The organism is Saprospira grandis, from assembly GCF_027594745.1.
In the GTDB taxonomy this organism is placed as follows: Bacteria; Bacteroidota; Bacteroidia; order Chitinophagales; family Saprospiraceae; genus Saprospira; species Saprospira grandis.
In genome coordinates, this window is sequence record NZ_CP110854.1 from 1,104,815 (window position 1) to 1,116,668 (window position 11,854).

9 protein-coding genes are annotated in these 11,854 nt (G+C 46.8%); 1 reads left to right on the plus strand and 8 read right to left on the minus strand.

What is annotated here, in order from left to right; all coding sequences use genetic code 11:
- Positions 1 to 2 precede the first annotated feature (2 nt).
- From OP864_RS04270 to OP864_RS04290, 5 genes are all read right to left on the minus strand, one after another.
- Positions 3 to 869 (minus strand): glycosyltransferase family protein, encoded by an 867-nt coding sequence (locus OP864_RS04270; RefSeq protein ID WP_041329849.1) that lies wholly within the window; start codon positions 867 to 869, stop codon positions 3 to 5.
- A 104-nt stretch (positions 870 to 973) separates the two neighbouring features.
- Complete coding sequence (infB, locus tag OP864_RS04275) at positions 974 to 3,982, minus strand: translation initiation factor IF-2 (protein ID WP_270100058.1); 3,009 nt, start codon at positions 3,980 to 3,982, stop codon at positions 974 to 976.
- Positions 3,983 to 4,272: 290 nt separating this feature from the next.
- Positions 4,273 to 5,589, minus strand: a complete 1,317-nt coding sequence (gene nusA / locus OP864_RS04280; RefSeq protein ID WP_015691510.1) for a transcription termination factor NusA — start codon at positions 5,587 to 5,589, stop codon at positions 4,273 to 4,275.
- A 16-nt stretch (positions 5,590 to 5,605) separates the two neighbouring features.
- On the minus strand, positions 5,606 to 6,094 hold the full coding sequence (gene rimP / locus OP864_RS04285) for a ribosome assembly cofactor RimP (RefSeq protein ID WP_270100059.1): 489 nt from the start codon (positions 6,092 to 6,094) through the stop codon (positions 5,606 to 5,608).
- 498 nt (positions 6,095 to 6,592) lie between these two features.
- A complete protein-coding gene (locus OP864_RS04290; protein WP_270100060.1) occupies positions 6,593 to 7,180 on the minus strand; it encodes a GNAT family N-acetyltransferase in 588 nt (195 codons plus the stop codon).
- Positions 7,181 to 7,621: 441 nt separating this feature from the next.
- Here OP864_RS04290 and OP864_RS04295 point away from each other — a divergent pair, with 441 nt between their 5' ends.
- Positions 7,622 to 7,882: a hypothetical protein gene (locus tag OP864_RS04295; protein ID WP_270100061.1), complete on the plus strand. Its 261-nt coding sequence runs from the start codon at positions 7,622 to 7,624 to the stop codon at positions 7,880 to 7,882.
- 632 nt (positions 7,883 to 8,514) lie between these two features.
- On the opposite strand, the gene OP864_RS04300 is transcribed toward OP864_RS04295, so the two are convergent.
- The 3 genes from OP864_RS04300 to OP864_RS04310 all read right to left on the minus strand — a co-directional run bounded on the left by OP864_RS04300 (position 8,515) and on the right by OP864_RS04310 (position 11,836).
- Positions 8,515 to 9,336, minus strand: a complete 822-nt coding sequence (locus OP864_RS04300; RefSeq protein ID WP_270100062.1) for an SDR family oxidoreductase — start codon at positions 9,334 to 9,336, stop codon at positions 8,515 to 8,517.
- Between the two features lie 94 nt (positions 9,337 to 9,430).
- Positions 9,431 to 10,972: a sigma 54-interacting transcriptional regulator gene (locus OP864_RS04305; RefSeq protein ID WP_270100063.1), complete on the minus strand. Its 1,542-nt coding sequence runs from the start codon at positions 10,970 to 10,972 to the stop codon at positions 9,431 to 9,433.
- Positions 10,973 to 11,104: 132 nt separating this feature from the next.
- Positions 11,105 to 11,836 (minus strand): peptidylprolyl isomerase, encoded by a 732-nt coding sequence (locus OP864_RS04310; RefSeq protein WP_270100064.1) that lies wholly within the window; start codon positions 11,834 to 11,836, stop codon positions 11,105 to 11,107.
- Positions 11,837 to 11,854 lie beyond the last annotated feature (18 nt).

Consider the following 11,854-nt stretch of genomic DNA (forward strand, 5'->3'; position numbering starts at 1 on the left):
AATTAGATGATTTTATAATTTTGGTACTCGCCTACTCTTTTTCCCGTCATATTTTCGATTGTTCTAGAGAGGCGTTCTTTGAGAGAGAGTTTTGGGGGATTGGGCGAGAACTCCCAATTTAGGCGTTTGAGGCGTTGCTCCATCACTTTGGGGGCGGTCCCTTCAAAGCGTTTTACCGAATCAATTTCGGAATAATCGTATTCTCCTTCCTTTTGCATATTCTTCTCGATCCATTCATCGGAATGCCAGAATCGGTTAGAAGAAAGGCGTTTTTGGACCTGTTTTTCGGGGGGGCGCACCCAGCCGTAGTGATAAATATCGGCGGGGATGAGTTTGACCTTTAGCTTTTCGTCCTCTTTGGTTCTGAAGCCTTGAGCATCTTTATAGGAGCGAATATTTTTATCATTTCGGACCACTCGGATTTCTCGGCGGTACCATTTTCGGGAGTCGGCCACATAATCGTAGGAGCCCCAAAAATGTTGATAATTGAAGAGTAGGCCTTGCACCTCTTTATCGTTTAGGTATTGTTCCATGGCTTGGCGGACCGTAGGGATAAACTTTTCGTGAAGCACCTCATCGCCTTGGAGGTAGAACACCCAATCGCTATCGGGGCTAACGGCATCTAGGGCTTTATTGGTTTCTACGGCTAGGACCTTCCCGCCTTCGCGCAGGCTATCATCCCAGACCGAGGGAATAATTTTGAGTTTGGGGTCCTTAATTTGGGCCAAGAGCTCCTCGGTCCCATCTTCTGAGTTGCCAAAGAGAAGGATAAACTCATCGCAGAGCGGGAGGATGGATTGGATAGCTTCGAGGATGGGGTAATCAAATTTAACCGCATTTCTGACGAAGCTGATGCCAGTAACTTTCATAAACATTAGGATTAGATGGGTCCTTTAATGGGGCAAAGGTACAAAAAAAAGACCTCTAATAGCAGTTGCTAGAAGAGGTCTTTTGTATTATTGAGTCAAGCGGCTTAGAGCGTTTGCTTCACTTCTTTGATTTCGTAAACTTCGATTTCGTCGCCTTCACGGATACCGTCGAAATTGCGGATGGTTAGACCACATTCGAAGCCATTTTTAACTTCGGGGACACTATCCTTAAAGCGTTTGAGTGAGCTGAGTTCGCCATGTTGTCCTTCCTTTTTGGGGAAGATCACGATACCGTCGCGGATCACTCGGATATAGCTATTGCGGGTTACTTTACCAGATTGCACCATACAACCGGCAACTTTACCCACCTTAGAAATGCTAAATACGGTTTGGATAGCTACAGAACCAATAGTTTCTTCTACTTGCTTGGGTTCTAGCATACCTTCTAGGGCAGACTTTACTTCCTCGATAGCATCGTAGATAATAGAATAGGTCTTAATTTCCACTCCTTCTTGTTCAGATAGGCGGCGAGCAGATGGGTTGGGGCGCACTTGGAAGCCGATAATAATGGCATCTGAAGCGGCGGCAAGGTTTACATCAGACTCTGTAATTTGACCTACAGCTTTATAGATAATATTGGTTTGAATTTGCTCGGTAGAAAGTTTGAGCAAAGAATCAGAAAGTGCTTCTACAGAACCGTCCATATCTCCTTTCACGATCAAGTTCAACTCTTGGAAGTTACCCACTTTGAGTCGGCGCGTAATATCGTCTAGAGTAATACGGCGGGTAGCACGAATCTGTTGCTGGCGGATAATTTGGCCGCGTTTGTTGGCCAATTCTTTCACCTTACGTTCAGACTCTAGTACCTGAAGCTTCTCCCCTGCTTGAGGGGCGCCATCGAGGCCAAGAACGAGAACGGGAGTAGAAGGTCCGGCCTTTTTCACTCGTTTACCTCTTTCGTCGAACATGGCTTTCACACGGCCATGATATTGGCCCGCGATAATAGGATCTCCGATAGCGAGTGTACCAGTTTGCACCAATACTTTGGCTACATATCCGCGGCCTTTTTCTAGAGAGGCTTCGAGGATAGCACCAATAGCTCGGCGGCTAGGATTAGCTTTAAGTTCTAGCATTTCAGACTCCAACAAGATTTTCTCTAGGAGTAAATCTACATTGAGGCCTTTTTTGGCTGAGATATCTTGACTTTGGTAAGTACCGCCCCATTCTTCAACGAGGAGGTTCATAGAGGCCAATTCTTGTTTAATTTTCTCGGGTTGTGCGCCTTCCTTATCAATCTTGTTAATAGCGAAGATGATAGGTACTTCGGCAGCTTGGGCGTGACTAATCGCCTCTTTAGTTTGAGGCATGATGTTATCATCTGCGGCGATGATAATTACAGCCACATCGGTTACTTTTGCACCACGGGCACGCATAGCGGTAAAGGCTTCGTGACCAGGAGTATCAAGGAAAGTAATGCTTCCCATATCCTTCACCTTCACTTCATAGGCACCAATATGCTGAGTAATACCTCCGGCCTCACCTTCGGCAACATTAGCCTTACGGATGCGGTCCAAGAGTGATGTTTTACCGTGGTCTACGTGACCCATTACGGTAACGATTGGAGAGCGGGGTTTGAGATCTGCGGGATCGTCTTCTTCCTCCTCCTCTTCGATATCGACTTGATCTTCGGCAGAGATAAACTCTACTTCATAGTCATATTCTGTAGCGATCAGTTCGATAATTTCTGCATCTAGACGTTGGTTAATCGAAACGAACTGTCCAATTTGCATACACATCATGATGATATCGGCGGGAGTGACATTGAGCAGGCCGGCCAATTCAGATACAGAGATAAACTCTGTCACCTGTAGTACCTGGGGCTCTTCCATCTCTTCTTCCATACGTTGACGCATGGCTTCCTTCTTCTCATCACGAGAGGCACGAGTAGAACGGCGTCCTCCTTTTTTGCCTCCACCATGCAGGCGTTGCATGGTTTGTTTTAGTTTATCGTCTACCTCCTTATCAGAGATTTCGCGGCGTTTACCTTTCTTCTTCCGCTTCTTATTGCTATTAGACGATTGGCGATCATTAGATCCTCCACGATTGTCGTTAGATTTACCACGATTATCGTTTTGGGCTTGATTGGTTGAGATCTTGGTGCGCTTACGTTTTGTTCTATCGTTATTGGCATCCTTTTTCTCCTCCTTCTTCTCTCCGCCTTTTTTGGCCTCTTGTTTTTCCTGAGGCTTTTTATCGTCGGTACCGCCAATTTTCTTGCGGTTACGTTTCTTTTTGCGTTTGCGGCGTGGGTCTTCAATATTGATCTTACCTAAGATCTTGAGCCCTTTAAGTTGGGGAGCCTCCATTTTGATATCGACTCCTTCCTTTTTCTTTTCAGTAGTTGCTTCTGGCTGTTCTTTGGTTTTCTGTTCCGTTTTCTCAGCCACAACTTGTTTTTCTTCTACCACTTTTGGTGATTTGGTTTCTTCCTTTTTAGGCGTCTCCTGCTTAGGCTCTTCCTTAGCTTTGGGGGCTTCTTCCTTTTTGGGAGTTTCTTTCACCTCCTGTTTGGTTTGTTCCTCCTGCTTAGGTTTAGGCTCTTCTTTTTTGGGCGCCTCTTCTTTCTTGGCAGTAGTTTTCTTGCCTCCTTTACGGCGGCCAGAGCGAGACTGCTCATCTAAGTTGATTTTGCCCAAAATTTTCGGCCCTTTAGGCATATTAGAAACCACTTCATCATCTTTGGTTTCCTCCTTTTTCTCAGAAAGCTCGCTTTGCTTTACAACGGGAGTCTCTTCTTTGGGTGTAGTAATTTCAACTTTCTTAACCGGCTTTGCTTCTTGCTTAGCCTTGGCCAATTGGCGCTCTTTTTCCTTCTTTCTTTTCTCCTCCTCCTTCTTTTCCTTCTCTAAGCGGCTGCCAATAGTAATCTTGTCCGCCTCTTCCTTAATGGCGGCAGATTTGTTGAAACGGGCCAACAACTTATCGTACATTTCGTCTGAAACCTTGGCTGTGGGGCGGTTGACCACCTCATATCCATTATCGTTCAGATACTCAACGATAGTGTTTGTTCCAATATTTAGCTCGGCAGCTACTTTTACTAACCTTTTTGACATTCCGTGTATTTAGCTAATTGCGTAAAAATCGTGATTTTAAAAAATCGGTACAAATATAGTCAATATATTTGAGAGCATTCCCATAACATTAGGAAAAATGCCTTTTGGCCCCTTCTTTATTCATAGAAAAGCCTAGGGCCCTTGCTTTTCTTATCTTGAATTTCGTCTTCTGATACCTGCTTTTTCTCTAGCGAGAAGGGGCGATATGGGCTAGCTTTCAGCTAAAAAAGGCCTAAGTACAAGATGTTTTTTATTACGCCCCTACTTAGGCCCCTAAACGTTAGCAGTAATTATTCTGCGCTATCTTCCTCACTACTCTCCTCTTCGGCTTCTTCTTCAACAGGATCGGGCAAATCTTTGCCTCCATCGTCAAATTCTGCTTTGAGGACCACAATGATTTCCTTAATGGTCTCCTCTTCCAAGTCTGTCCGACGCAAGAGCTCATCCAAACTTAGATTGAGTACATTTCTGGCGGTATCACAACCAATATTCTTCAGTTCATCAATGACCCAATCTTCAATCTCATCTCTAAACTCGTCGAGCTCTACATCAAAGTCGGCATCTGTATCAAAGGCGCCTTCTCTAAAGACGTCAATGTTGTAATCTACTAAACGGCTAGCCAATTTGATATTGACGCCCTTCTTACCAATCGCCTTAGAAATTTCAGCCGCTTCCAAAAAGACAGAAGCTTTGCGATTATCCAAGTCCAATTCTACCGAACTGATCCGCGCTGGCGTCAATGCCCGCTGAATCAATAAGGCTTCATTGCTAGTATAATTGATAATGTCTATGTTTTCGTTCCGCAATTCCCGAACAATTCCGTGAATTCTAGAACCTTTCATCCCTACACAGGCCCCAACAGGGTCAATTCGCTCGTCATAAGACTCTACCGCTACCTTGGCTCTATCGCCAGGCGCACGAACAATCTTACGCACTGTAATCAATCCATCCTCAATCTCAGGTACCTCCTGCTCGAGCAAACGCTCCAAAAAGCTGCTGGCCGTACGAGAAAGAATGACCATGGGGTTGTTGTTTTTGTTCTCTACTCGGTCCACTACAGCCCGAACCATATCTCCCTTACGGAAATAATCGCCGCGAATAGTTTCCGATTTAGGCAACATCAACTCCGCTCCAGTAGCCTCATCCACAATCACAAATTCCCGCTTCAAGGTCTGTGCTACTTCTCCAAAAATAAGGTCCCCAATCCGGTCGGCATACATCTGATATACCTTGTCCTTCTCTAGTTCCAAAATTCTTGAAATTAAGGTCTGACGAGCCGCCATGATCGCACGACGACCAAAATCAGCTACGCCCACTTTTTCATAACACTCTTCGCCTACCTCATAGTCCTCCTCAATCTTTACCGCATCGCTAATCGCAATATGATAACGATCATCCTCTACCTCGCCATCGGGAACGATCTCGCGCTTGCGCCAAATCTCTAAATCCCCCTCAATGGTGCTCACAATGATGTCAAAGTTATCATCGGCCCCATACTTTTTGCGAATAAGGGTTCTGAATACATCCTCGAGCACCCGCACCATAGTTGGGCGATCAATGCTCTTCATATTTTTAAACTCCGAAAAGGAATCAATCAAATTGATCATACCTTGTGTATAATTTTTAAAATGTAATCTTAACTAGCGCTTTCTTAATACACTCAAAGGGAATCTCCTGACGCATCTCGACCAACTCTTTCTTTTTCCGCCCCTCCAATTTCACTTTCTCACTATAAGTCAATACAATATGCTCCTCCGTCACTTCTTCTAACTTCCCCTTCGCATGCTTGTGCTCTCCCTCAATCTCTACCGATAACTCCCGCCCTATGTTCTTCACATACTGACGATGTAGCTTCAACGGACGATCTAGGCCCGGAGAGGACACATCCAAGGTGTATTTCTCTCCCAACCAACCATTCTCCTCTATCTGAGCTTCCAAATGACGACTCAATCGCGCACAATCTCCAAAATTGACCCCATTGTCGCTGTCAATAAAAACCTGCACTTTGTTCTCGCCCTTATACTCAATCTCTACCAGAAATAAAGCCTCTCGACCCTCTTCTGCAAAATAAGCCGTTATCAAATCGGCTAGCTTTTCCGTAATTGTTGGCATCTGACTTCTTTATAATAAAAAGAGGGAACGTTTTCACGGTTCCCTCGCTCAATGCGTTTTGCTGCCACAAATATAAGCATTTATCTTTAGCTTTTTGGACTTTCTCCAGATTTGTTAGCCCAGCCCCCATTTTTTCCAGCTCCTCTCCCCTCTTTTCTGCTGCCTCAATTTCTACTGTTTTGGGGCCGAGCAGCAAAGATGATCTAAAGGTTTTCTTCTCTTTATATTGCTTACTGTTTTTTTGGGGCCTCCCGCCTGCGGCGGGCGGTTACTCCCTTCGGTCGTCGAACTGCGAACTAAAGTTCTTGTTGTCGTTCCGCAGCTCGCTGCTATTTTGGGGCCTCCGCCTCCCTTCGGTCGTCGGCGCTACGTTCCGCAGCTCGCTATTCGCTCGGCCCTTCGCCAGCTTCGCTGGCTCGGTCTGGCCTGACGGCCACTGCTGCACATCGCTAGGCCTGCGGCCCTTCGGGCCTGTAGGACGAAAAAGTTCTATTGTCTTCAAAAGAAAGAAGGACTTTCACCTTTTGTTTCTTTCCTTTTTAGGCCATTATCTCCCCCACTCCCCCCATAACAGAGGCAATTTTCATGCTCTGGATAGTCTTTTAGCTTAGGGTGCTTAAACTCCCCCAACTTTTGTAGGCCAATTTTTTTCATGACTTGCTCGGACTTTTGGTTGTCTAGGGTGCAAACGGCAATGAGCTGCTCTATTTCTAGCTCCTCAAAGGCAAATTCCAGACATTTTTTGGCCCCTTCTGTCGCAAAGCCCTGCCCCCAGGCCGCTTTTTTCAAGCGCCAGCCAATATCTACCGCAGGCGTGTAGGCGCTCTCATAATCCTGATAGGCCAAGCCGATGAAGCCTATAAATTCTCCGCTCTCTAAAATGTCAGTGGCAAAATAGCAGTAGCCATATTTCTCCTGATGCGCCTGTAGCCGCCGCAGAAAGGCCGCCGTTTCTTCTTCTGTTAGTGGACTAGGAAAATGTTCCATGACCTCTATATCGGCATTCATTTTTGCAAATTCAGGCAGGTCGACGGCGGTCCAAGCACGAAAGCCCAAGCGGGCAGAGCGAAAAAGGTAGTTTTTCATGTTGACTGTTTTTGTTGGTCCAAGATAGGGTTTATAATTTTGTGTCGGCCCCCTTTTCTGCGCCATAGGGGCTTCTAAATTTTATGGTAAATATATAGTTATAGTCGGGAGAAAGCTGGTTATAGCCATGGGCTAAAGCCCATGGTTGCTGGGCTATGCAAAGAGCGGGCTAAAGCCCTTCTTTGCTGCTGGGGCTTGGGCTCATTTTATTGTTTAGTGAATAGCGTTAGGAGTAGAAAAGCGAACAAGGACTTTAGTCCGTCAGTTCGCTCAGTCAATAACCCTGGGCTTCAGCCTAGGGCGCTAAGGAAGGGGGACTGTTTAAAATTTTGTGTATGCGCCTTTCTTGCGGCCTAGGGACAAGCCCTGAACAGTTTCGTGAACTGGTTCGGTGCGGAGGTGAACCAGTTCGGTCTGGAGGTGAACTAGTTCGGTCTGGAGGTGAACCAGTTCGGTCTGGAGGTGAACCAGTTCGGTCTGGAGGTGAACCAGTTCAGTCTGGAGGTGAACCAGTTCGGTCTGGAGGTGAACCAGTTCAGTCTGGAGGTGAACCAGTTCGGTCTGGAGGTGAACCAGTTCGGTCTGGAGGTGAACCAGTTCAGTCTGGAGGTGAACTGGTTCGGTGCGGAGGTGAACCAGTTCGGTCTGGAGGTGAATCAGTTCGGTCTGGAGGTGAACCAGTTCGGTCTGGAGGTGAACTAGTTCGGTCTGGAGGTGAACCAGTTCGGTCTGGAGGTGAACCAGTTCAGTCTGGAGGTGAACCAGTTCGGTAAAATACCGAACTTTTGCCCTTTTTGATTTTATTACATTATTTTCATTTTTAACAACTCCCTAACATTTGGGGGCAAAATTCTATTCCTGCAGCCTAAAAGCCCCTACTTTAGACAAAGGAGCTATTTGGTTTTTTAGGTCCTGCAGCTTTTAAGGGGCAGTATTATCCATAGTTTACCCCATAGCAAGAAGGGAGGCATACTAAACCCAATAAAATGGGCCGAAGGTTAAAACCTTCGGCCCATAACTAGAGGAAAACAGAGCGATTTAAGGCTAAAAGCCTTAACTCAATGCGGGTTTTACCCCTCATTTTATAAAAACATTGCGGAGCAATACCCTATTTGCTGCGGGTTTCAGCCCGCAGTTATGGCCGAAGGCCAAACGGCCTAGCGATGCGGCGGGGTGGCCGAAGGCCAGACCGAGGCGGCAAAGCCGCCGAAGGGCCGAGCAGACCTGCGAGCCCCAAAGCGTAGCGCCCGCCGAAGGCGGGAGGCCCCAAAAAAAACAAAAAAGGAGCAGTAAAAAATTACTCCTCCTTTTGCTATGCTATTGTGCCCAAGCCATTAGATAAAGAGGTCGGGCATAGGTTTTTGGTTGTTATCTACAGCATATTGGCTAAGGTCCTGGATGCCTTCAAACATCAAGACTTCATCATCGAGGAAGAAGTTGCCCGTGCATTCTGCGGCGGGGCGTTGCAAGATAAAATAAGCGGCATCGGCCACCACTTTGGGCGTACGGCTCTGTTGTACCATAGCCTCTCCGCCTAAAAGATTGCGCACGGCAGCCGTGGCAATAGTGGTTCTGGGCCAAAGGGCATTCACGCCAATTTTGTAATCCTTAAACTCCTCCGACATGCCCAAAACGCACATACTCATGCCGTATTTGGTCATGGTATAGGCCACATGATTAGCGAACCATTTGGGGTCCATATTCAAGGGTGGCGAAAGGTTGAGGATATGGCCATTTTCTGACTTTTTGAGATGGGGCAAGCAAGTTTTGCTGACCAAAAAGGTCCCTCTCACATTTACAGAGTGCATCAAATCATAGCGCTTGAGGCTAGTGTGCTCCGTGGGCGTAAGGCTAATTGCGCTAGCGTTGTTGATAAGGATATCGATGCCACCAAACTCGGCCACCGCCTTATCTACGGCTTCTTGGACCAGCTCCTCGCTGCGTACATCTAGGAAAACCGCCAGGCCTTTTCCGCCAGCAGCCGTCATTTCTTCGGCGGCGGTATAAATGGTTCCCTCTAATTTGGGATGGGGTTCTGTGGTTTTGGCTGCCACCACAATATTGGCGCCCTCTTGGGCCAATCGAAGGCCAATTGCTTTGCCGATTCCGCGGCTACCGCCTGTAATAAAGACAGTTTTATTCTTAAAATAACTCATCAGGATTGATTTTTTGGTGTTGCTCTTAGCGAGCGGCTTGAAATTGACCATTTTTTGTCAGTTCACAAAATATTAGTTGGCCTTTTTCTCTGCGCTAAGACAAGTCCAAATACTTGCGTATGGTGTTAATGGCCACCCCTAGCACCCGAGCCGTTGCCGTTTGGTTGCCCTGCATGCGTTCATAGACCATTTTGATATGCTGCGCCTTGACATCCTCTAGGCGAAGGCTATCGAGAAAAAGCTGCTGCATCAGGTGCAATCTTTTGGGGAAATCTTGGCGAGTCACCTCCTCTAGGCCCAAAACATAGAAGCGTTCCACCAGACTTTCTAGCTCTCGGATATTTCCGGGAAAGCGATAATTGAGCAGCTCCTTATAGGCTTTCTTTTCAAACTGAATTGGTTTTTGGCGGCAATAAAGCTGTCGTTTTTGCTCTACAAAATGCTTGAGGTAGAGCTCCTTGGCGGCTTGTCCCTGCTCGTCTAGGCTGGGCAGTTCGAGCTCAGCAATGGCGAGGCGATAATAGAGGTCCCAGCGAAATTTACCGGCCTGACAAAGCTGCACCAAATCCTGATTGGTGGCCACAATAATGCGCACATCTACCTTTCTAATTTGCTGCCCAATGGGGGCAATTTCTCCAGACTGCAAAACCCTCAAGAGCGTTTGCTGCATCTGGGGGGAAATATCGCCAATTTCATCTAGGAAAATGCTGCCCTTATCGGCCTGCTCAAAATAGCCTTTATGCTCTTGGCTGGCGCCAGTAAAAGAGCCTTTGGCATGGCCAAAGAGGCGAGACTCCAGCAGAGAGTCGGAAAAAGCGGCACAATTGACCGCAATAAATGGCTGCTTGGATCGGGGTGATTTATTATGGATAAACTGGGCCAATAATTCTTTGCCACTTCCACTAGCCCCCTGAATAATAATCGTTCCTCTTTCGGCCTGCGCCACCTTAAAGGCCTGATTATAGACCCGCTCTAGGGCGGGGCTCAGCAGCACATGATCTTCGGGCAATTGGCTGCGGCTCATCTCTTGGCGGCTGCGGCCTTCTTTTAAGATGAAAGAGCCCAGCTCGGTGGCCCGTTCAATATTGAGAAACTTTCGACGGGGTTGTTGTTCGGGACTATCTTGGCTTTTGGTGGTTTGCAACAGGCAGGTCCGTAGACCCAGTTGCTGATGCAGCATAAACCAAACCACCGACATGGCGGAGGTGCCCGGAGAGAAAAAGAGATCAATTTGATAATCCCTATGCTCAAACAATACCGGCTCTACCTTGGCCTTAATGGGGGCAAAATCTATAATTTCCTCTTCGCTTAGGCCCATATATCGGCCCTCAATTTGATGGCTGGGAAAATCTCGTCTCAGCGTATTGAGCAGAAACTCAAAGGCCGTATTTTCTTGGGCCTTAGAACAGAGGATGATGTGCTTTTCATAGCCCTCACTTTCCGAAAAAAAGTATTGGTGGAGCTCATAGTTGGGCCCAAACTTATTGATTTGTGAACGTTTTTCTTCTCGCTCAAAATCAGAAAGGGGGGCCCACCAAGAAATAACGACCTTGGGTTGCATACCGCAGTGTTTAAACAATTGAATGGGTTGAAATTGATGGTTCAGATAGCTGATGAACCGGCTGTTTTCTGTCATTTGTGTTGGTTTTGCTTTAGGAGGGGCAAAACGAACTAAAAAACAGACCAAGCTATAATTCCCTGATAAACAAGCTCCTTTAAAACAGAAGCTTCATCAAAAAATGATGGCAGCTATCAAAAACTGATGACTTTATTCTCTAATGATACGGAATTTCATCCAAATATCTTCCTGAGGGCGGCCATATTGGTCTTTGGCTTGGGCCGCAATACTATCAATAATATCGAGGCCTTCATAAACCCGCCCAAAAACGGAGTAATTCATATCGAGCTGCGGGCTGCCCCCTAAATACTTATAGCGCATTCTGTTTTCGGGACTATAGACCATATTGTACTTGCGCTCATTTTGGTCCAATTGCTCCATTCGAACTTGGCTACCCTGTACAATATAAAACTGGCTAGCGGAGGACTTTTTTTCGGGGTTGAGCTCATCACTTTGTCGAGCGGCAGCCAAAGCCCCTTTGATATGGGGATACTGCGGCAGGATTTCGGCAGCTAAGAGTTGGCCATTGCCGCCCCCGCCCAAACGCTGCCCCTTTTTGGCCTGTCTGGAGCTGGGGTCTCCCCCCTGAATCATAAAGCCTTCAATCACCCGATGAAAAAGCAGGCTATCATAAAAGTTTTGGCGGATCAACTGCAGCATATTTTCTCTGTGGCCGCTGGGCTCAAAATAGAGCTCCATCTTCATTTCGCCATAGGGCGTTTCTAGGGCCACCAAAGAAGAAAAGGGATCGGGAGCGGGAATTAGCAAACTGCTATCTATAGCCGCTGTCTTAGGGCTAGAGCGGTCTTCAATCTCTAAAGGGCGATGGCAGGCACAAAAAAGCAAGAGCAGTAGGCCAAGCGGGTATAATTTCTGTATCATTAGCGGTATTTTGGCCCT